Below are 20,459 nucleotides of genomic sequence, written 5' to 3' on the forward strand. Positions count from 1 at the left end.
TTACAAACCGGTCCGAATGTGCGACAAATTATGGCTATTTGTTTTTGAATCCAAAAATCATTAAATACTGATTGTTTAGGGTACTTGCGATGCTTTGGGACCCGGGCAATATGACCATACGCGAAGATTTTGAAAAGCGGGAGGACGCCTTTATCTCGCCTTACGGGGTCAAGGCTTCCGAATCTGCCGGGCGAAGGGAGCCCGAGCCGGCCTGCCCGGTGAGAACCGTGTTTCAGCAGGACCGGGACCGGATTGTGTTCTGCAATGCATTCAGGCGCCTGAAGCACAAGACACAGGTGTTTTTGTCCCCCCTTGGCGATCACTACCGCACCCGGCTCACCCATACCCTTGAGGTGGCAGAGGTGGCCCGCACCATCTCCCGGGCCATGCGCTTAAACGAGGACCTGGCAGAAGCCGTGGCCCTGGGCCATGATCTGGGCCATACCCCTTTTGGTCACTCCGGGGAAACCGCGTTAAAGGAGATTTTCAGTACGGATTTCAACCACAGCGAGCAGAGCCTGCGGGTGGTGGACGTGCTGGAGCGAAACGGGAGGGGCCTGAATTTGACCCGTGAGGTCAGAGACGGGATTTTCAAGCACTCCAAGGGGTTTGGCGACATCATTCCGGCCGATCCCGGCAAGATGGCCGCCACGGTTGAGGGCAGGATCGTGCGGTTTGCCGATATCATCGCCTATCTTAACCATGATCTCGATGATGCCGTGCGAAGCGGGGTGGTTCGCCAAAATGATATTCCCGCAGCCTGTGTCAAAACCCTGGGAGGCACCCACGCCCAGCGGGCCACCACCATGATCCGGGATTTGATCTTTTCCAGCCGCGTGTTGGACGATCATCTGGAACTGGCTTTTTCAGAAGAGGTGTTTTCCGCCATGAGCGAGCTGCGCCAGTTTCTCTATGAAAACGTTTATCGTTCCGAGCCGGTGCATGCCGAGTTTATCAAGGCCAAAAAACTCATATCCGAGCTCTATGTCTATTTCCTCAATCACCCGGATCAGCTCAGGGAAAAAATGACCGGTCTGGAAATGGAGGAGGGCTATTTTGAATCCACGCCAGTGGAAAGAATCATCTGCGATTACATCGCCAGCATGACCGACCGTTACGTGCTGCGGCTGTATAATGAAATTTTTATCCCCACGCCCCTGGTGTAATGCATATGGAGCGGCAGATTCCGGTAGCAGACCTGGCTGCAGACCCGCGCATTGACTCTGTTGTCAAAGAGCTTGAATCCCTTTATGCGGAAATGGACCGGCAGTATGATCAGGCTGCTGCCGGGTATGGATTTTCCTGCACCGGATGCGCCGACAACTGCTGCCTGACCCGGTTTTATCATCATACCTTTCTGGAATATATTTTTCTGAGAAAGGGTTTTGAGCAGCTTTCCGGGCCCATGCGCGCAGATATCAAAAAAAGTGCCCTCCAATATGCAGACGCGCTCCGGCGTGCCCAAAGCAATGGCGCAGACGCGCCCTTTCGCATGATGTGCCCGCTAAACCGGGAGGGCTGGTGCGTGCTTTATGCATTTCGGCCCATGATCTGCCGGCTCCACGGCATTCCCCACGAACTGGAGCCGCCCGGGCGGCAGAGGATGGTTTTTTATCACGGATGCGCCGCCTTTGACAGCCAGTGCGGGCATCTGCCCTATCATGGCTTTGATCGGACCCCCTTTTACATCCGCATGTCCGGGCTGGAACAGGACCTGAAACAGAAACTCGGAATTTCCGAAAAATCAAAAAAAACCGTGGCGGATATGCTGATCCACGACAAGGTGCCCATCCATGCGATATCTTGAACAAGACCCCGATCAAATTCCCGGCCGCCAGTTGTCTGAAAACGAAACCTTTACTCTTGACTGCCATCCCGGGGTGCCGTGCTTTAATCAGTGCTGCAGAAACCTTAACCTGTATCTCTATCCCTATGACGTGATCCGGCTGAAAAACAGCCTGGGCATATCCTCTGATGAATTCATTGACACCCATACCCACGTGGTGCTGCGCGAGGGCAGCCATTTCCCGCATGTGCTGCTGGCCATGGCGGAAAACGCGGAAAAAACCTGCCCGTTTCTCACGGAAGCCGGATGCCGGGTGTATGCGGATCGCCCCCAGACCTGCCGGGCCTTTCCCGTGGAGCAGGCCCTGCATTTCAAGGAAGGCGTGCCAAAGCTGATACATTATCTCCGTCCGCCGGATTTCTGCTGCGGCATCAAAGAAGGCCGCACGCATACCCCCAAATCATGGGAGGCGGACCAGAACGCGGCGTTTTACAACCAAATGACCATTGAATGGGCCCAGGTGATGCGGCTTTTTTCCCAGGACCCCTGGGGCGGGGAGGGCCCGGACGGGCAAAAGGGCAAAATGGCGTTTATGGCAGCCTATAATGTGGATATGTTTCGCCGGTTTGTGCTGGAAAGCAGTTTTTTTAAACGATTTCATGTCAAGCAGGACCTGCGGCTGAAGATCAAGTCCGATGATGTGGCGCTTTTGCGCCTGGGCATGGCCTGGATCCAGCTGGCTGTATTCGGTATCCAGACCCCAAGGCTGCGGCTGAAAAAATAACCGGCCCCGGCGCTGGTATTCGGGCTGCAGGATCCAAACCCGCCCGGGCGGGCTGTCATTTTTTTTGCTGTTTTTTCATCTCCCGCCATTTGTCCAGCCGCTGTTTGATCAGCTTTTCATCGCCCCGGTCCGTGGGATGGTAAACCAGGGAGTCTTTGAGCTGGTCGGGCAGATGGTCCTGCGGGGCAAAAGCGTCCTTGTAGTCGTGGGCATAGCGGTATCCCCGGCCGTAGCCCATGTCCTTCATCAGCCTTGTGGGGGCGTTTCGGATATGGTGGGGCACGGGCAGGGACCCGGTTTTTTCCACCATTTGTCTGGCCTCGCCCCATGCGGTGTAGATGCTGTTGCTTTTGGGGGCGGTGGCCAGATACACGGCAGCCTGGGCCAGGCTCAAATCGCCTTCCGGCGAGCCCAGAAAACGGTAGGCCTCCATGGCATCCATGCTCACAGTCAGGGCCCGGGGATCTGCGTTGCCGATGTCTTCTGAGGCAAACCGCACCATGCGCCGGGCAATGTAGAAAGGATCCTCTCCTGCGGCCATCATCCGGGCCAGCCAGTAAAGCCCGGCATCCGGATCACTTCCCCGCAGGCTTTTGTGAAATGCGGAAATCAGGTTATAGTGTTCCTCCCCGGCCTTGTCATAGGACAGGGACTTTCTCTGCAAAGCCTTTTCCACGTGATCCAGGCTGATCTGCACAGGGCTTTCCTGTCCGTCTTCGCCCACCAGGTCCATGGCCGCAATTTCAACCGCATTTAGCGCGGCCCGGCCGTCTCCGTCCGAAATGGCGGCTATATGGCCTGCAGCCTCATCCGTGATTGTCAGGCCCGTCTCGCCAAGCCCGCGCTTGGTATCGGAGAGGGCGCGCATGACAAGGGTTTTGATTTCTTCATCCGAGAGCCGCTCCAGGGCAATGACCCGGCAGCGCGAAAGCAGCGCTGAGATGACCTCAAAGGAGGGGTTTTCCGTTGTGGCCCCGATCAGGGTGATCAGCCCGCTTTCCACATGGTGCAAAAACGCGTCCTGCTGGGACTTGTTAAAACGGTGGATTTCGTCGACAAACAGCAGGGTGCGGCGGTTGTGGTATTTTTTCTGGTTCCGGGCCGTGTCAATGACCTCCCGGATATCCCTGACCCCGGTTAACACGGCGGAAAACTGGATGAAATGGCATTGGGTCCGGGCCGCCATGATCCGGGCCAGGGTGGTTTTGCCGGTGCCCGGCGGGCCCCACAGGATCATGGAAAAGATCCGGTCGTTTTCAATGGCGTTTCCAATCAGCGAACCCGGCCCCACGGCATGCTGCTGGCCGATGAACTCATCGAGATCCATGGGGCGCATCCGGTCGGCCAGGGGGCGGTGGGCCGCGTTTGACTTTTCTGACTGGTAATCAAACAGGTCCAATTCAGACACCTTGCCGGACATATGCGGGCATACGTCCGGATTTTTGGTTGGTTTATCTTGTCTTGACGGATTTCTTTTTCGGGGCCTTGCGTGGTCGCTGCTCGCCGCGTTTTCGCAGCCACAGCCGGATGGGCACCATGTCCAGGCCGGCCGCTTCCCGGATCTGGTTGATCAGGTAGCGCTGGTAGGAAAAATGCACGCCTTCCGGGTAATTGACGAAACAGACAAACGTAGGCGGCCGGGTGCCGGTCTGGGCGGCGTAATAGAATTTCAGGCGGCGGCCGTGGTGCATGGAAGGCTCGGTGCGGGTGGTGGCCGCCTCGATGATCCGGTTTAAGGGGCCGGTGCCGATGCGGCGGGTGTACTGGTCGTATACCGCATCCGCGAATTCAAAAATCTTGGGCACCCGCCGGCCGGTTAACGCGGATATGGTCAGAATCGGGGCAAAGCTCAAATACTTGGCCTGATAGCGGATATCTTCCTTGATCTGCTTGAAAACCCGGTCGGATTTTTCCACCAGGTCCCACTTGTTGAGCAGAAAAATGCAGGCCTTTCCCTTTTCAAAGGCGTATCCGGCAATGCGCACGTCCTGTTCGGTGATGCCGGCGGCCGCATCGAGCATGATCAGGGCGATGTCGCAGCGGTCCAGGCTTTCCATGGCCTTGATGATGGCATACTTTTCAATTTTTTGTTTGACCCTGGATTTTCTGCGGACCCCGGCGGTGTCAATGAGCAGGTAGGGCCGGCCGCTGACCCGGCACAGGGTGTCAATGGAATCCCGGGTGGTGCCGGCCTGCTCGCTGACAATAACCCGGTCTTCTCCCATGATCCGGTTGATCAGCGATGATTTGCCCACGTTTGGACGCCCGACAACCGCCATGCGGACCGGCTCGCTTTCCGCTTCTGTTTTGGTTTCCGGCAGGGCGGCGGTCACGTCGTCGAGCAGTCCGGCAACCCCGTGTCCGTGAGCAGAGGACAGGGCATACAGGGGTTCTGCGCCCAGGGCGTAAAACTCGTAGAGATGCTCTTCCCGGCCGGGATGATCGATTTTGTTGACCGCAAAAAAAACAGGGATTGAAAATCCGCGCACCAGGTCCACCAGGTCCCGGTCAAAGGCGGAAATGCCGTTTGCACCGTCAAACAGCAGAATCAGGGCATCGGCGTCTGCAATGGCCTGGCGGATCTGGTCATGGGTTTTTTGGGCAAATGCGTCCTTGTCTGCGGCAAAAAAGCCACCGGTATCCACAATGTCAAAATCCACATCATTCCAGGATGCAGCAGCGTAGTGACGGTCCCGGGTTACGCCGGGAAAATCGTCAACAAGGGCGCTGCGGGTTTTGGTCAGCCGGTTGAACAGCGTGGATTTGCCCGCGTTGGGAGGGCCTACAATGGCGACAACAGGTTTCATGAAAGCCTATATTTTATAAATGATACGATTTTCAGTGATGATAATATCAACGGCTTTGTCATGGGATTCCATGGGCAGCACCCCATAGACCTGGCTTTCAAGGGCAAGCCCGACTTTTCGGGCGGTGTTGGGCAAAAGGGGAATCAGCCGGTCATACCGTCCTGAGCCGTCACCCAGGCGCCCGCCCTTTTCATCAAAGGCGACGCCCGGAATCAGGGCAATGTCGATGTTGTCAAAGGAAACCGGCTTGCACTGGTCAGGATCGGGTTCAAATTCATGTCCGGATGCGGCTTTAAGCTCTGTTTCCATGCTGGTGATCTTAAACAGCCGGCAGCCGGTGCGTTTTTTGTGATCAAACAGCGGCAGTACCACTTCCTTGCCAAGCCGCGGGCATGCCTCAATGATGCGCGACAGGTCGATTTCCACGCCCCGGCTCAAATAAAACAGCACCATCTCAGATTCCTGGAAATTGGCAAACTCCAGCAGTTGCTCTTCGATCCGGGCCTGTTTTTGCACCAGTTCCCGGCTGTTTAAAGAAGTGATCCGCTCCCGGGTTTCTCTGCGAAGGGCCAGTTTTTTGTCTTTGACATCTTCCATAACCATTCTCCAAGTCTGGTAACCGCTGAAACACCATAGCTTAAAAACGTGCAATTTGCAATAATCATTGACGAATTGGCAGGGTCATGGTAATTAATTAAAGTTTGCCATCATTAAGAAATCTCCAAGAATTATCTAAAATATTTAATATAGGGATCTTATGCTGGAAATCAAGTATGTTCGGCAAAATTTGGATGATGTCCGCAATGCCCTTTCCAAAAGGGGGGATACTGCGGATCTGGAAACTTTTGCCGGCGCTGATGAGAAACGCCGCCGGATATTGGCTGAACTCGAGGAACTGCGCCATCGCAGAAATGTGGTTTCCGATGAGATCGCGGCCATGAAAAAGCAGGGGCAAAGCGCAGATGAGCAGATTGCCCAGATGAAAGAGGTCAGCACCCGGGTCAAGACCCTCGAACAGTCCCTGGCCGAATACGAATCCCGGATCAACGAGATTATGATCCGGATTCCCAATATGCCCCATGAAAGTGTTCCCGAAGGCCGGGATGAAGATGACAACGCCCTGGTCCGGCATGTGGGCCGGCCGCCGGAGTTTGATTTCGAACCTTTGCCCCACTGGACCGTGGGGGAGAACCTGGGAATCCTGGATTTTGAACGGGCCGCCAAGATTGCCGGGGCCCGGTTTCCGCTCTACATGGGCGATGCGGCCTTGATGGAGCGGGCCCTGATATCGTTTATGCTCAGCCTGCACACCCTGGAGCACGGCTACAAAGAGGTGCTGCCGCCGTTTATCGTCAACCGCCACTCCATGACCTGCACCGGTCAGCTGCCCAAGTTTGAAGAGGATTTGTTTAAGCTCGAGGGCCGGGATTATTTTCTGATCCCCACCGCCGAGGTGCCTGTAACCAATATCCATCAGGATGAAATCCTTGACGAAACCGATCTGCCCGTTTATTACACGGCCTTTACCCCGTGTTTCCGGGCCGAGGCCGGCTCTTACGGCAAAGACACCCGGGGCTTGATCCGGCAGCATCAGTTTAATAAAGTGGAGCTGGTCAAGTTTGCGGCCCCGGAAAATTCCTATGATGAGCTGGAAAAGCTGCTTTCAGACGCTGAATCCGTTTTAAAGGCCCTGGGGCTTGCCTACCGGGTGGTGCTGCTGTGCACCGGAGACATGGGCTTTGCATCGGCCAAGACCTATGACATCGAGGTCTGGATGCCGGCCCAGCAGAAATACAGGGAAATTTCGTCCTGCAGCAACTTTGAGTCGTTTCAGGCCCGCCGGGCGGGTATCCGGTTTAAGCGCAAGGGGCGCAAGGGCACGGAACTGGTGCACACCCTAAACGGTTCCGGACTGGCGGTGGGCCGAACACTGGCTGCATTGCTGGAAAATTATCAACAGGCCGACGGCAGCGTGGTGATCCCCGAAGCCCTGCGGCCGTATATGGGCGGCAAGGAAAAAATTACCCTGTGAGACTCGATCAGTTTCCCAAAGACATTCAGCCCTACCTGATTCCCGGGCCGGGCGGCGATTTGATATATCGATGCCTCAACTGTCAAAAGGAGTTCGGCATCCGGCATCTGCTGTATACCTGCCCGGACTGCGGGCATGTGCTTTTGCTCTATGATACCGATTTTGAGCGGTTAAAAAAGATTCCCGGCCCCATGTGGCGGCGGATTTTTGATTACCGCAGGATGCTCAATATCCCCGCCTTAAACGGCATTTACCGGTATCATGAGTTGATCGGTCCGGTTCTGCCCCTGGGTGCCGCAGTCTGGCTCGGCGAAGGCCATACCCCGGTTGTTGAGGCAAACGCCCGGCTCCAGAAAAAAGCCGGAATCCGGTTTTATTTTAAAAACGACGGCCAGAACCCGAGTGCTTCTTTCAAGGACCGGGGGATGGCCAGTGCCCTTAGCTATATCCGCTATCTGCTCCAGCAGGGATATGTGTCTGACGTACTGGCGGTATGCGCCTCCACGGGAGACACTTCTGCAGCCGCAGCCCTTTATGCCTCGTTTCTGCACCCGGATGTCAAGTCCGCGGTTTTGCTGCCTCACAAGCGGGTCACCCCCCAGCAGCTTTCCCAGCCCCTGGGCAGCGGGGCAATGGTCTTTGAAGTGCCCGGGGTCTTTGATGACTGCATGAAAATCGTGGAGCACTTGTCCGAGCATTACAACGTGGCCCTGCTCAACTCCAAAAATGCCTGGCGTATCCTGGGTCAGGAATCCTATTCTTACGAGATCGCCCAGGGCTTTGAATACGACATGGCCGGCAAGGCCGTGGTGGCGCCGGTGGGCAATGCCGGAAACATTACGGCTATCATGAGCGGCTTTCTCAAATTTCATGATCTGGGCATCATAGAGGATCTGCCGCGGATTATCGGGGTCCAGTCCGAGCATGCCAACCCGGTTTACAAGTATTACCTGGAGCCGGATCCGGAAAAGCGCTGTTTTGAGCCCGTGCAGGTCAAGCCCAGCGTGGCCCAGGCCGCCATGATCGGAAACCCCGTGTCCATGCCCCGGGTCATCCGGCTGGTGGCCGAATACAACAGGCGGGCAGGGCAGCAAAAGGTTTTTGTGGAGGAGGTAACCGAACAGCAGATCATGGACTGGCAGCTGCGGGCCAATCGAAACGGCCACGTGGTCTGCACCCACGGTGGGGAATGTCTGGCGGGTCTGGTGGCGGCCAAAAAGAGCGGCAAAATTGCCGCGGACGAAACCGCAATACTGGACTCAACCGCACATGCACTGAAATTTGCCGATTTCCAGCAGATGTATTTTGACAACAACTTTCCCGCGGAATACGGGATCATGCCCAGGGACGAACTGGTCAATGCGCCGGAGTTGGTCTGTCCTGAAGATCTGGACAAAGTTCCCCGGCCCGGCCGCCCCTTGTCCGGAGACGATTTGTCCCATTTTGTTCAAAGAACTGCTGAAGATATTGCCATGCGCCTTGATTTGAAAAAGGTGTGATCCGGATGAAACCGCATCGTTTGTTTGCCTTGTGCATGCTGCCGGTACTCCTCTGCGGGGTGATTTTGTTTTTCGCTCCCGGCAGCAGCCTTGCGGTGTTTTACCAGAAGCATTACGTGGTGGAACGGGACAGGGACAAGGAGATCCTGTGTGATCCTTATGTGGTGCAGAGAGATGATTATGTTATCCGGCTTCTGAAGCAGCGGGGAGATATTGCACACAAGGATTTTCCGAAATTTCTCGATATTTTCAAGCGGATCAATCCCCGTATCCGGGATATGGACCTGATATACCCGGATCAGCAGATTCTGATTCCGCTGCGCATCCTCGCGCCAGGGACCCTGACAGGCCAGGAGACCGGTCAGGTGACCATCCCGGTCATTCCCATCACCGGCCTGTCTGAAAATCTCAAACAATTTGCCGATCCCTATACCGTTCAATACGGAGACTGGATTTCCCGGCTCATATCCGAGCGCTTTGGCCGGTATGGCTCAGACGGTTACAATCGGGGCATGCGCCTGTTTAAGATGATGAACCCGGAAATCAAGGACCCGGATAAGGTGCGGGCCGGTGCCCGGATCCGCCTGCCGGATCCGGAAATCAAAAAAAAGCCGTGGTATTCCGATGTGATGGATCAGGCCCGGCCTTCGGCTGGACCGGCGCCTTCTGACAAAGATAACCCCGTCATGCCCGGCCGGGCCGCCAATATCAGTGCCGATACCATTGAAGAAAGCCAAAACGATGCCAAAACCGGCAGGACGTCGGTTTCCGTTCAGTGGTTTGCAGACTTGTCCGTACTGGCCAAGGCGGCGAAAATTTTAGATGTGCGCATTTTTAACCAGGGGCGTTATTTTTTCCCCAGATCCGGGGAAAGGGACTTGTCCCTGGATCTTTCAAAAACACCGGTGCTTGAATTATCTGATGGCAGAAAGTTTCTGCTGACCCGGCGCCAGTGGATCAGCCCCGGCGATCAGGCCGTGCTCCAGGTCTACTGGCGGAACCTGGAGGTGTTGTTTGTCCCCAGACAGCCGGCGCTGACCTGGCTGCTGGAAAAGCTCATACCAAAGCTGGACCCCGATGGTTATCAAAACCGGATGGAAATCGACGATAAAGGGTTGAGCACGGTATTGCGGGGCCAGTTCATTTATCAGCCGTCGGAAGGCCGGGACACGATTTATTTAAATATTCTCTCTGATCCGGAGATGAAAACCCCCGCGTCTGTATCCGCCTATCTCGAATCCCGGGCTGTAAAGGTGCGGGATTGGGTGGAAACCCCGGAAAAGTCCGGCTGGATTCTCCATGATACTGAGCCGTCCAATGCCCGCCGCCCGGAGCCGCCGGCCGTTCAGACCCGGCGTCCGGACCGGCTGGTGCGTTTTTTGGTGGAAAAGCTCGGCTACACTTATCATGAAGACATTGAGGTCTGTTTTCCCTATGCCGGCTTTCAGGTCCGGGCTACGGCCAACCTGCTGTCACTTGGGGAAAATGCAGAAATGCTGATTGATTACGGAGATCTGCAGGGAGATGCCGTTCAAGCCATTGAGAAAACAGGTTTTCGGATACTGCAGATACAGTCAGGCTCTGAACCGGCGGCGATTCTGGATCAGCTCGGGGATGTATTGAATCTGGAAATCATGCATGACCCCATTTTCTGGACAGCCAATCGCCCCCGTATTCACAATATTTCCCTCCAGGTGCCCGGAGTTTTGGTAAGCAGCCGGGATAAGGGCCGGGAAAAACGGGTACTGCTCTCAGATGTACCGGTTGCCCGGGAGTTTCTTACATATTTTGATCAGCAGGATATTTCCGTGATCCGGATACGCTGACCACACATCACTGCCAGGAAAAAGAGCAAAGGAAAGAAACTGGCTATGGAAAAAAAAACAAAGGCGTTTGTGAAGGTGCTCGGGATTGTTTGTATCAGTATCATGTTTTGCGCCTGTGCCCATACCGGAGCTTCCACGGCCAAGAAGCAGCAGGCCGATGCAGCCCGCAACCTCGGGGAGGCCTATATGGCAGACGGCAATTATACCCGGGCATTGCGGGAGTTGTTGAAAGCCGAACATTTAAATCCCAATGATCCGCGTGTTCACAATGCATTGGGGCTGACCTATCTGGCAAAGGAGAATCCGGAAAAGGCTGTTTCGCACCTGGAGCGGGCCCTGGAACTGCGCTCCGAATATTCTCCGGCCCGCAATAATCTCGGTGCTGCCTACATCGCCCTTGAGCAGTGGGATAAGGCTGCTGAATGCTTTGAGCAAGTGGCAGACGATCTGCTCTATACCACCCCATCTTACCCGCTGACCAATCTGGGCTACATTTATTACCAGACCGGCGAATACGAAAAGGCGGAAAAATATTACAACGAGGCCCTGGATCTGGAGTATGACTTTCCCAAAGCGTTACACGGTCTGGGGCAGGTGTATATGGCCACCGGTGATATAAACAAGGCTGTGCGATATCTGGAGCGGGCAAAAGAAAACGCGCCAAAGTCGGCCAGAATCTGCATGGATCTGGGCCGGGCCTACACCCGGAAGCATGAATACCACAAGGCCATAGACGCCTACAAGAAAGCCGCAGCCATTGCCGATGGTTCCGCCCTGGCCGACCAGGCGCGGCAGAAGGCGGAGGAAGTCAGAAATATGTGGTAAAAACCGGTCACGCAGTGGTTGATGGTACCGTAAAAAGTCAGATTTCAGATGGCGCCGTAAAAAGTTCAAGATCAAGGCTTGCGCAATTTCAAAGAATGCAGCGTACTTAGCCGTACGTGAAATTCTGAGAAATTGTGCGTAACGCAGATATTGGACTTTTTACGGCGCCATCAGTGGCTAAAAGTTCAGAATAAGCGGCGGACCTGGAAATTCATCAATTTCAGTTTGGCCGAATACATAAAGGGCTGTTTCGTCAATGAGCGCCATCCGGGTGCGGGCTTCGTCCTCGCCTATGCTGGCAATGCTTGTGCCCCGCATGATCAAAGCCTCCACTGGAACCTGTTTTAATTGTTCAGATGCGTTTTCCGCCCTTTTGATCATTTCCGCATAATGCCGCTTTTGATCCATGAGCCGGGTATAAATATCTGTGTCCGGTGCTGCTGATTCGAGCAGGGGGATGGCCAATTCCAGGGATGCCTTCCAGTCCTGCGCCTTTTCCGGCATGATGCGGAAAAAATTGCACAAAAACGATACCACCTGCGGTAAAAATACCATCCGGCTGTTTCTCAGCATCACACGGGCCAGCAGGACGTCGCGGCGGTCGGCAATATGCTGGTTTATGGCAGAGACAACCTGATCGTCCATGCGCCGGCTCAGCTTCAGGCGCCGGATGTAGGTCATCAGGCTGTCCCGGGGCACGGGTATGGCTTTTGTCATGGTGTTGTCCGGAAATATCAGCAGGGTGTGGATGTTTTTTTCACAAAGGCTCTGCTGCAGCCGGTTTATATCGTCTTCTGCCGGTTCCATCCTCTCAAGCAGAGGCTCTATGGCGCACTGACCTTCCCGGTCCGGGTAAAAAATCAGCTCCAGCAGGCTGCACAACTCAGAGTCGTCCCCGGATTCAAGTTCCGGTTCCAGATCCCGGGCGGTGGATACCCCGGTCATGGACTCCAGGTAATGCATCACCTCCCTGCTTAAAACAATTCCGGCTTCCAGTTGCTGTAAAACCGCTTGGGCCAGTTTTTCGGTAATGTCCTGCATATAAGCCCCGTTTTGCGGAAATAGACGATGTAAGGGAAACAAAAAAAGGGGTGCTGACAACAGCACCCCTTTTTTTGATTTGTGGCGGGAGCGACGAGACTCGAACTCGCGACCTCCGGCGTGACAGGCCGGCGCTCTAACCAAACTGAGCTACGCCCCCGAATAACGGCAATTCATTTTTTTCCAGGAAATGGTAGGCGGAACAGGGCTCGAACCTGTGACCTACGGCTTGTAAGGCCGTCGCTCTCCCAACTGAGCTACCCGCCCCCCTTGTCCAGTTCCTGTCGGGCCTCCGGTTCGGAGATCCCCTGTCTGCGGCCGGTCATTGAAAAAAATCACCGTCAAACAGAATCTGCTTTCTACCAACTATCAAAGACGCTGTCAAGCCAAAAAGCAATCATGTTTTGCGTTTTTAAATATCGGCAATGGCCGGCCGGTCATTGTCGGACGATTTTCCCGGATCCCGGGGCGGAAAGTCTGGAAATTCCGCATCGTTGTCATCCCGGCGGTACAGATAGCTGCCTTCCTCCACCACAATGGCCCGGCCGATGACCTCGTCCATGTGCTGCACCGGTACAATCTGGATCTGGCGCATGATGGTGGCCGGGATTTCCTTTAAATCCTTTTCATTGTCTGCGGGAATGATCACGTTGTGGATTCCCGCCCTGTGGGCTGCAAGGATTTTTTCTTTCAGGCCGCCCACAGGCAGCACCCGGCCCCGCAGGGTGATCTCGCCGGTCATGGCCAGATCCCGGCGCACGGGCAGACGGGTGAGGGTGGAAATAATGGATGTACACATGGCAATGCCCGCCGACGGTCCGTCTTTTGGCGTGGCGCCTTCGGGGACATGGATGTGGATATCGAACTTTTCATAGAATTTCGGGTCAATGTTAAACTGACCGGAGCGGGACCGCACGTAACTGATGGCCGCCCTGGCCGATTCCTTCATTACATCCCCGAGTTTGCCGGTGACATTGAAATCGCCCTTGCCGGGCATAATGGCGCTTTCCACGTAAAGCAGCTCCCCGCCGAACTGGGTCCAGGCGAGACCGGTGACAATGCCCACCAGGTCTTTTTCCTCTAATTGCCCCCGCCGGTACTGGACCGGTCCCAGGTATTTTTCCACGGACCTGGAATTGACATGGATGACCTTGTCCGCACCGGTCTTGGCCACTTTGCGGGCGATTTTCCGGCAGATGGAGGCGATTTCGCGCTCCAGGTTGCGAACCCCGGCCTCCCGGGTATAATTGCGGATAACGGTGTAAACGGCATTTTTGGAAAATTTGACATTTTCCACGTCCAGGCCGTTTAGCCGGATCTGCTTGGGCACCAGAAACAATTCAGCGATATTGTACTTTTCATATTCGGTGTAGCCCGGCAGGCGGATGATTTCCATCCGGTCCTGCAGGGGCACGGGAATATCGGGCAGGGTGTTGGCCGTGGTGATAAACAGGATATCAGACAGGTCATAGTCCATATCCAGGTAATGATCGTTGAATGCGTAATTCTGCTCCGGATCCAGCACCTCAAGCAGGGCTGCGGAGGGATCTCCCCGGAAATCCATGCTCATTTTGTCCACTTCATCCAGGCAGAACACCGGATTGTTGGCACCGGCCTTGCGCAGGCTCTGGATGATCTTGCCGGGCATGGCGCCGATATAGGTGCGCCTGTGGCCGCGGATTTCCGCCTCGTCGCGTACGCCGCCAAGCGAAAGACGGACAAATTCCCGGCCCGTGGCCCGGGAGACCGATTTGGCCAGGGATGTCTTGCCCACCCCGGGCGGGCCCACCAGGCAGAGGATCGGGCCGCGGATTTTTTTCACCAGGGCCTGAACCGCGAGGTATTCCAGGATCCGCTCCTTGGGCCGTTCCAGCCCGTAATGGTCCTCGTCGAGAATTTTTTCGGCTTCGTCAATGTCTTCTGAAATTTCGCTTTTTTCAAACCAAGGAAGGCTCAGAATCCAGTCAATGTAATTGCGGGTCACCGTTGCCTCGGCTGACATGGGCGTCATGCGCTTGAGTTTGTTAAACTCGTGGCGGACTTTTTCCTCTGCCTCTTCAGGCAGCTCTTTGTTTTCAATCCGCTCTTCGAGCTCTTTTAACTCGTTGTCCTCGGACTCGTCTTCGCCCATCTCCTTTTTAATGGCCCGGATCTGCTCGTTGAGATAGTAGTTTTTCTGGCTCTGCTCCATCTGCTTTTTGATCCGGTTTTTGATCCGCTGATCGGTCTGGAGGATTACGGTCTCCTGATTGATCAGCTCGATGAGATAGGTGAGCCGTTCGGTCAGCGACTGGGTTTCAAGCAGCTGCTGGTTGTCCCGGGCCTTGAAGGAAAACTGGGCCGCAGCGGTGTAGAGCAGCTCCACCGGATCGGTGAGATTGGAGATGGTCTCAACGGTTTCCTTGGATATGTTTTTGTTTTGCTGGGTGTAGGCCTTGAAGGCATCCACCACGTTGCGCAGGTATGCCTCTCTTTCGCCTTCCTCGAGGTCAGGCTCTTCGAGAAGCTCCAGGTGGACTTTAAAGAAACTTTCGTTTGTTTCAAAATCCGTTATTCTCGCCCGATGTTTGCCCTCCACCACGGTTTTGACCGTGCCGTCGGGCAGGCGCAGCATCTGGAGCACCTTGGCCACGGTCCCGATCCGGTTGATGTCTTTTTGCTTGGGGTGATCCTCTCCCGGATTGGTCTGGGTGGCCAGGAAAATGTATTTTTCCTCGTCGTTCATGGCCTCGGACAACGCATTAATGGATTTGGTCCGGCCCACAAATAACGGCGAGACCATATGGGGAAACACCACAATATCGCGAAGGGGCAGAAGCGGCAGTACCGCACCGCCTTCCTGGTGATCGCTGGTTTTGAATATCTTGGGTATATTGATCATAAGTTTATTTGATGACACTTTCATGGGTTTGGTGCAAAACCGCCGGTTGTCGGCGGTTTTGCACATTGGGATCGAAAACGCGAAAGGAGGAGGAAAGAAGATGTGTTCAGGCAGGGACGGTTATGCCTGTTTCTTGGATTCCTGCTCATAGAGCAGTATCGGCTCCTCCCTGTTGAGCACAACTTCTTCGCCCACCACACATTCTTTTACACCGGGAATTGAGGGCAGCTTGTACATAATATCCAGCATTGTGGACTCGATAATGGCCCGCAACCCCCGGGCGCCGGAATTTCGCTTCATGCTTTGATTGGCAATGGCGGCAAGGGCGCTGTCAGTAAAGCGCAAATTGACGCCCTCGATTTCAAACAGCTTCTGGAACTGCTTTATAAGCGCATTTTTGGGTTCCGTCAAAATCTTGATCAGGGCCTGCTCGTCGAGATCCTGCAAGGTCGCCACAATGGGCAGCCGACCCATGAATTCCGGGATCAGGCCGAACTTGATCAGGTCCTCGGTTTCCACCATCTGCAGCAGGTCACTGGTGGAGCGGTCCTGCTGGCTGACAATATTGGCGCCAAAGCCCATCATGTGAGATCCCGTGCGGCGCTCGATAATTTTGTCCAGGCCCGTGAATGTGCCGCCGCAGATAAACAGAATGTTGCTTGTATCCACCTTGACAAAATCCTGCTGGGGATGCTTGCGCCCCCCTTTTGGCGGAACACTTGCCTGGGTGCCTTCGATGATTTTCAGCAAAGCCTGCTGCACGCCCTCGCCGGACACGTCCCGGGTAATCGAGGGATTGTCGGACATCATGGCGATTTTGTCAATTTCATCGATGTAGACAATGCCGCGCTGGGCTTTTTCCACGTCGTAATCGGCATTCTGCAGCAGCGCCAGGATGATGTTTTCCACATCCTCGCCCACATAGCCGGCCTCTGTGAGGCTGGTGGCATCAGCAATGGTAAACGGCACATTCAGAAACCGGGCCAGTGTCTGGGCCAGAAGCGTTTTGCCGCAGCCGGTTGGCCCGATGAGCATGATGTTGCTTTTGTGCAGTTCCACCTCATCGGTGGCCAGTTTCGAGTCCAGCCGCTTGTAATGGTTGTGAACCGCAACAGACAGCACCTTTTTGGCATGATCCTGCTGGATCACGTATTCATCGAGCTGGTTTTTAATGTCAGCGGGCGTGAGTATCCGGTCGGAAATATCAATGTCCTTGATGTTTTCCTCTTCAATAATCTCGCTGCACAGCTGGATGCACTCATCGCAGATATAAACCGCAGGGCCGGCAATCAGTTTTTTGACCTCCTGCTGGTTTTTACCGCAAAATGAGCAGAAGAGGTTGTCGTTTCCTTCTCCGCCCTTATATGATGACATGTAATGCCTCCTTAATCACTGATTTTATCGAGATCGTCACGGTTGTTGATTACGTGGTCCACGATCCCGTATTCGGACGCTTCCAGACCGCTCATGAAAAAATCCCGGTCCGTGTCTTTTTCAATCTTTGAAAAATCCTGCTTTGTGTGAAATGAAATGATTTCATTGAGTCTTTGTTTAAGACGCAGTATTTCCTCTGCCTGGATCTTGATATCCGCGGCTTGTCCCTGAACACCGCCCAGGGGCTGGTGGATCAGGATGCGCGAGTTGGGCAGGGAGTATCTTTTACCAGCGGCACCGGCCGCCAGCAGTACCGCGCCCATGGAAGAGGCCTGCCCGATGCAGACCGTTGCGATATCGGGCTTGATATACTGCATGGTATCATACACCGCCAGACCGGCTGTCACGGATCCGCCCGGGGAATTGATATAGAAATTGATATCCTTGTCCGGATCTTCGGATTCGAGAAAAAGCAGCTGGGCAATGAGCAGATTGGCGATTTCATCGTTGATCTGGGTGCCCAGAAACACAATCCGGTCTTTTAGCAGCCGGGAATATATGTCATAGGCCCGTTCGCCCTTGCTGGTTTGTTCGACGACCATGGGGATTAACGCCAAGGTAATGCCTCCTTGTTAACAGGTTAAGATTTGATGGCGCCGTAAAAAGTCCAATATCTGCGTTACGCGCAATTTCTCAGAATTTCACGTACGGCTAAGCACTCTGCATTCTTCGAAATTGCGCAAGCCTTGATATTGAACTTTTTACGGCACCATCTGAAATCAAATTTTTACGGTGCCATCAGCTTTCATCCGTGGTTTCGGTTTCGGGTTCCACTTCTTCGATGTTTGCATGATTAATAATAAGATCGATGACCTGTTTTTCAAGTAATGCATGCTTAAAACCGTCAAGACGCTCGGGATTTTGCTTGTAATAGGACTTGATCATGTCTGCGGGCTGTCCGGTGGACTCGGCGATTTTTTCATATTCCGGCTCCAGCTGGTCATCGGTGACCTCCAGATTTTCCTGCTCTATGATTTTGTTGAGCAGAAGATGCCGCCGTACCTGCTGTTCAGCCACTCCCCGGTACTGGGCTTCCATGTGCTCACGGGTCAGGCCCAGCTGCTCCATGGAAAGTCCGTTCTGTGAGAATTTCATTTCTGCATCCCGGATGATTTCATCCATTTCAGAGCGCACCAGAACTTCGGGAATTTCAAATTCTTCGGTGAGCAGTTGATTGAATATCTGTTCCTGCAGTTCCTGGTCTGTCCGCTTCTGGTAGCCCTGTTCCAGATGGCTGCGGATTTCAGCGCGAAGGTCCGCAAGGGTTTCATATTCGCCGAAGTTTTTGGCAAATTCGTCGTCCACGGGCGGCAGGATTTCCTGGCGCAATTCCTTTAAAGTCACATGATATGTGATTTCTTGTCCGGCCAGCTCGGGTTTTTGGTAATCTTCGGGAAATTTTACTGTAATTTCCTTTTCCTCGCCGGGCTGCATGCCCTCGATGGCCTTGTCGAAATCTTCGGGAAAACCCGATGCCCCCAGCTTGATGGTGTCATCGGTTGTCAGGGGAGCGTCATCTGCGGGTTGGCCGTCTTTGAATCCCTGGTGATCAATGACAACATAATCATCCTTGACCACAGGGCGCTGTTCCTCCACGGGTTCATACCTGGCCAGGTGCTGGCGAAGACGCTCGATCTGGGAATCGATCTCGGATTCATCCACCCGGTAAACCGTTTTTTTCAGGTTCAGGCCCTTGTATTCCACCTCTGGCAGCTCGGGTTTGAGCTCCACTGTGGCCGCATATTTGTAGTCGCTTTCCGGGTCAAGATCCGGAGCGTCCACATCCGAGGTTTCCAGCACCATCAGGTCGGCCTCCTTTATAGCCTCGGGAAACGATTCCTGGACCAGTGAAGAGGCCACGTCTGCATGCACATCCTTTTTAAAGTGCCGCTCCAGTACGGAACGCGGGGCCTTGCCGGGACGATAGCCTTTGAGCTTTGCGGTTTTTTTGAGCTGCTTATAGGCTTCATCGAGTTTATCGGTGACCTGCTGCCGGGGCAGCTCCACGTGGACTTTCTTTTTGACACTGCTTACGTCTTCAACTTTTACCTGCATGATGTTCCTTTCCAGCCATATGGGTCTGAGATTCTGTTCCCGCATTTTCTGCGGAAAGAAAGTTATCGGATTGGTGCGAGAGGGGAGACTCGAACTCCCACTCTTTTTCAAGAGCTGGATCCTAAGTCCAGTGCGTCTACCAATTCCGCCACTCTCGCAAACATTTTTTCTTTATTTTCAGCGTTGGTTTCGGTAAACAGAATTGGCGGTCTGCCATTGACATCCATAGCATGCCGGAAGCGGGCATAAATATCCCGACATCGGAGCCGAGGAAAGCCGCACAGGGTCCGGGCAAGTACCAACTATCCGAAATTATAGCATAATTAAAATGTGTATCCTGTTAAAATAATATTAATTGCCCATAGTGTCAAGGAAAATTAAGGTGCGGAAAGATTCAAAAATCAATAAATCTTGCTGTTTTCAGCGCCCGGCGTTTCTGACCGGCTTTGTTTGTCTTCTGGTTTTAGCGGCAATTGTCAACGGATATTTCGGGGCCGCACCGGTCTGGTCCGCGGATATGCCGGTGGTGTTTGTGGATCCCGGTCATGGGGGCAATGACAAAGGAGGGCAGGGCCCGGGCGGCCAGCTGGAAAAACAGGTGTGCCTGGAGCTGGCCAAAAAGCTTGAAGCTGTCCTGGACGGAAGGGCGCAGGTGATCATGACCCGAACAGATGATTACGGCATCTCTGTTGATCAGCGGGCCTCTCTGGCCAACAGGCATCAGGGAGATGTGCTCATCAGCCTGCACACCGGGGCAAGCACCAACTCAGCGGCCAACAAACACTGCATTTATTACGATCTGCCGCCCGGGGGGGATCAGGGGCCGGCAGCCGCGGATCATGACAGCACAATTCCCCGTAAATGGGACAGAATCCAGCACAGGCATGTCCGGGCATCGGCTTTGCTGGTCGAAAATCTGCGGGCGCAGATCGATCAAATTCAAATGCCGGGTGATGCTGATGTGGTGCAGGCCCCCATGGCGCTTCTTCATGGCCTGGACATGCCGGCGGTGATCTATGAAACCGGATACATCACCCATCCGACAATGGCCGAAAAACTGGAAAACCAGGCCTACCTGGAATCCCTGGCCCGGGCGCTTGCTGCGGGAATCATGAATTTTTTGCAGCATGGTTCCTGAAAGCCGGCGTCAAGTTGATTTCTTTGCCTTGCATGCCCGGCAAAAGGATGGTAGAACGGCGCCAGAAAATTTACGGGGCGTAGCGCAGCCTGGCAGCGCGCCTGCTTTGGGAGCAGGAAGTCGCAGGTTCAAATCCTGCCGCCCCGACCAATAAAATCAAAGGGTTACGGTTCTGACCGTAGCCCTTTTTTTGTGTTTTTTGATTCCGGGTACAAAACGGGGTACAAAAATAGCAGGTTTTGAACACATTATGAAAAAACTTGGTTTTTGGGTAAAAAATATGACAAAATTTAAATCTTTTGATATGGATTAGAATGCAGAAAACGAAATTTTATACATTGCATGGTCTAT

General features: G+C 54.1%; 16 protein-coding genes and 4 tRNA genes. 9 read left to right on the forward strand and 11 right to left on the reverse strand.

Going from position 1 to position 20,459, the window contains the following annotated elements:
• Positions 1-110 precede the first annotated feature (110 nt).
• The 3 genes from ACTCIA_RS02820 to ACTCIA_RS02830 are packed head-to-tail and all read left to right on the forward strand — an operon-like array spanning position 111 to position 2,570.
• Positions 111-1,166: a deoxyguanosinetriphosphate triphosphohydrolase gene (locus ACTCIA_RS02820; protein ID WP_463000292.1), complete on the forward strand. Its 1,056-nt coding sequence runs from the start codon at positions 111-113 to the stop codon at positions 1,164-1,166.
• Between the two features lie 5 nt (positions 1,167-1,171).
• Positions 1,172-1,807: a hypothetical protein gene (locus ACTCIA_RS02825; protein WP_463000293.1), complete on the forward strand. Its 636-nt coding sequence runs from the start codon at positions 1,172-1,174 to the stop codon at positions 1,805-1,807.
• Positions 1,794-2,570 (forward strand): YkgJ family cysteine cluster protein, encoded by a 777-nt coding sequence (locus ACTCIA_RS02830; RefSeq protein WP_463000294.1) that lies wholly within the window; start codon positions 1,794-1,796, stop codon positions 2,568-2,570. Before ACTCIA_RS02825 ends, ACTCIA_RS02830 begins: the two co-directional genes overlap by 14 nt.
• Before the next feature lie 55 nt (positions 2,571-2,625).
• Here ACTCIA_RS02830 and ACTCIA_RS02835 read toward each other — a convergent pair whose 3' ends face one another.
• From ACTCIA_RS02835 to ACTCIA_RS02845, 3 genes are read right to left on the reverse strand one after another with little or no spacing between them, the layout of a single operon-like run.
• Positions 2,626-3,990, reverse strand: coding sequence for a replication-associated recombination protein A (locus ACTCIA_RS02835; RefSeq protein WP_463000295.1), 1,365 nt, complete (start codon positions 3,988-3,990; stop codon positions 2,626-2,628).
• A gap of 31 nt (positions 3,991-4,021) precedes the next feature.
• Positions 4,022-5,377, reverse strand: coding sequence for a ribosome biogenesis GTPase Der (der, locus tag ACTCIA_RS02840; protein ID WP_463000296.1), 1,356 nt, complete (start codon positions 5,375-5,377; stop codon positions 4,022-4,024).
• Positions 5,378-5,383: 6 nt separating this feature from the next.
• Entirely contained in the window at positions 5,384-5,974 is a 591-nt protein-coding gene (locus ACTCIA_RS02845) for a 5-formyltetrahydrofolate cyclo-ligase (protein WP_463000297.1), read from the reverse strand.
• 160 nt (positions 5,975-6,134) lie between these two features.
• Here ACTCIA_RS02845 and serS point away from each other — a divergent pair, with 160 nt between their 5' ends.
• Genes serS through ACTCIA_RS02865 form a run of 4 tightly spaced genes read left to right on the forward strand, consistent with a single transcriptional unit; the run spans position 6,135 to position 11,559 of the window.
• Positions 6,135-7,409, forward strand: a complete 1,275-nt coding sequence (gene serS / locus ACTCIA_RS02850; RefSeq protein WP_463000298.1) for a serine--tRNA ligase — start codon at positions 6,135-6,137, stop codon at positions 7,407-7,409.
• The gene (thrC, locus tag ACTCIA_RS02855; protein ID WP_463000299.1) at positions 7,406-8,908 is read left to right on the forward strand and encodes a threonine synthase; all 1,503 of its coding nucleotides are present in this window, start codon (positions 7,406-7,408) and stop codon (positions 8,906-8,908) included. Before serS ends, thrC begins: the two co-directional genes overlap by 4 nt.
• Before the next feature lie 5 nt (positions 8,909-8,913).
• The gene (locus tag ACTCIA_RS02860; RefSeq protein ID WP_463000300.1) at positions 8,914-10,734 is read left to right on the forward strand and encodes a hypothetical protein; all 1,821 of its coding nucleotides are present in this window, start codon (positions 8,914-8,916) and stop codon (positions 10,732-10,734) included.
• Positions 10,735-10,779: 45 nt separating this feature from the next.
• The gene (locus tag ACTCIA_RS02865) at positions 10,780-11,559 is read left to right on the forward strand and encodes a tetratricopeptide repeat protein (protein WP_463000301.1); all 780 of its coding nucleotides are present in this window, start codon (positions 10,780-10,782) and stop codon (positions 11,557-11,559) included.
• A 177-nt stretch (positions 11,560-11,736) separates the two neighbouring features.
• On the opposite strand, the gene ACTCIA_RS02870 is transcribed toward ACTCIA_RS02865, so the two are convergent.
• The 8 genes from ACTCIA_RS02870 to ACTCIA_RS02905 form a co-directional block, all read right to left on the reverse strand.
• Positions 11,737-12,600, reverse strand: a complete 864-nt coding sequence (locus ACTCIA_RS02870; protein WP_463000302.1) for a hypothetical protein — start codon at positions 12,598-12,600, stop codon at positions 11,737-11,739.
• 82 nt (positions 12,601-12,682) lie between these two features.
• Positions 12,683-12,760, reverse strand: a tRNA-Asp gene (locus tag ACTCIA_RS02875).
• Positions 12,761-12,791: 31 nt separating this feature from the next.
• Positions 12,792-12,867, reverse strand: a tRNA-Val gene (locus tag ACTCIA_RS02880).
• 145 nt (positions 12,868-13,012) lie between these two features.
• A complete protein-coding gene (lon, locus tag ACTCIA_RS02885; RefSeq protein WP_463000303.1) occupies positions 13,013-15,481 on the reverse strand; it encodes an endopeptidase La in 2,469 nt (822 codons plus the stop codon).
• 120 nt (positions 15,482-15,601) lie between these two features.
• On the reverse strand, positions 15,602-16,855 hold the full coding sequence (gene clpX / locus ACTCIA_RS02890) for an ATP-dependent Clp protease ATP-binding subunit ClpX (protein WP_463000304.1): 1,254 nt from the start codon (positions 16,853-16,855) through the stop codon (positions 15,602-15,604).
• Positions 16,856-16,866: 11 nt separating this feature from the next.
• A complete protein-coding gene (clpP, locus tag ACTCIA_RS02895) occupies positions 16,867-17,472 on the reverse strand; it encodes an ATP-dependent Clp endopeptidase proteolytic subunit ClpP (RefSeq protein ID WP_463000305.1) in 606 nt (201 codons plus the stop codon).
• Positions 17,473-17,653: 181 nt separating this feature from the next.
• On the reverse strand, positions 17,654-18,970 hold the full coding sequence (tig, locus tag ACTCIA_RS02900) for a trigger factor (protein WP_463000306.1): 1,317 nt from the start codon (positions 18,968-18,970) through the stop codon (positions 17,654-17,656).
• A 71-nt stretch (positions 18,971-19,041) separates the two neighbouring features.
• Positions 19,042-19,128: transfer RNA gene (locus tag ACTCIA_RS02905), tRNA-Leu, on the reverse strand.
• Between the two features lie 224 nt (positions 19,129-19,352).
• Here ACTCIA_RS02905 and ACTCIA_RS02910 point away from each other — a divergent pair.
• Positions 19,353-20,108 carry an N-acetylmuramoyl-L-alanine amidase family protein gene (locus tag ACTCIA_RS02910; RefSeq protein ID WP_463000307.1) on the forward strand — a complete coding sequence of 252 codons (756 nt, stop codon included), beginning with the start codon at positions 19,353-19,355 and terminating at the stop codon, positions 20,106-20,108.
• Between the two features lie 73 nt (positions 20,109-20,181).
• Positions 20,182-20,258, forward strand: a tRNA-Pro gene (locus tag ACTCIA_RS02915).
• Positions 20,259-20,459 lie beyond the last annotated feature (201 nt).

This window comes from Desulfosalsimonas sp. (genome assembly GCF_055149105.1).

What these genes read in the sequence shown, in the direction of transcription:
- ACTCIA_RS02820 (WP_463000292.1), top strand. Translation starts at nt 111, where the DNA reads ATGACCATACGCGAAGATTTTGAAAAGCGGGAGGACGCCTTTATCTCG.
- ACTCIA_RS02825 (WP_463000293.1), top strand. Translation starts at nt 1,172, where the DNA reads ATGGAGCGGCAGATTCCGGTAGCAGACCTGGCTGCAGACCCGCGCATT.
- ACTCIA_RS02830 (WP_463000294.1), top strand. Translation starts at nt 1,794, where the DNA reads ATGCGATATCTTGAACAAGACCCCGATCAAATTCCCGGCCGCCAGTTG.
- ACTCIA_RS02835 (WP_463000295.1), bottom strand. Translation starts at nt 3,990, where the DNA reads ATGTCCGGCAAGGTGTCTGAATTGGACCTGTTTGATTACCAGTCAGAA.
- der (WP_463000296.1), bottom strand. Translation starts at nt 5,377, where the DNA reads ATGAAACCTGTTGTCGCCATTGTAGGCCCTCCCAACGCGGGCAAATCC.
- ACTCIA_RS02845 (WP_463000297.1), bottom strand. Translation starts at nt 5,974, where the DNA reads ATGGAAGATGTCAAAGACAAAAAACTGGCCCTTCGCAGAGAAACCCGG.
- serS (WP_463000298.1), top strand. Translation starts at nt 6,135, where the DNA reads ATGCTGGAAATCAAGTATGTTCGGCAAAATTTGGATGATGTCCGCAAT.
- ACTCIA_RS02860 (WP_463000300.1), top strand. Translation starts at nt 8,914, where the DNA reads ATGAAACCGCATCGTTTGTTTGCCTTGTGCATGCTGCCGGTACTCCTC.
- ACTCIA_RS02865 (WP_463000301.1), top strand. Translation starts at nt 10,780, where the DNA reads ATGGAAAAAAAAACAAAGGCGTTTGTGAAGGTGCTCGGGATTGTTTGT.
- ACTCIA_RS02870 (WP_463000302.1), bottom strand. Translation starts at nt 12,600, where the DNA reads ATGCAGGACATTACCGAAAAACTGGCCCAAGCGGTTTTACAGCAACTG.
- lon (WP_463000303.1), bottom strand. Translation starts at nt 15,481, where the DNA reads ATGATCAATATACCCAAGATATTCAAAACCAGCGATCACCAGGAAGGC.
- clpX (WP_463000304.1), bottom strand. Translation starts at nt 16,855, where the DNA reads ATGTCATCATATAAGGGCGGAGAAGGAAACGACAACCTCTTCTGCTCA.
- tig (WP_463000306.1), bottom strand. Translation starts at nt 18,970, where the DNA reads ATGCAGGTAAAAGTTGAAGACGTAAGCAGTGTCAAAAAGAAAGTCCAC.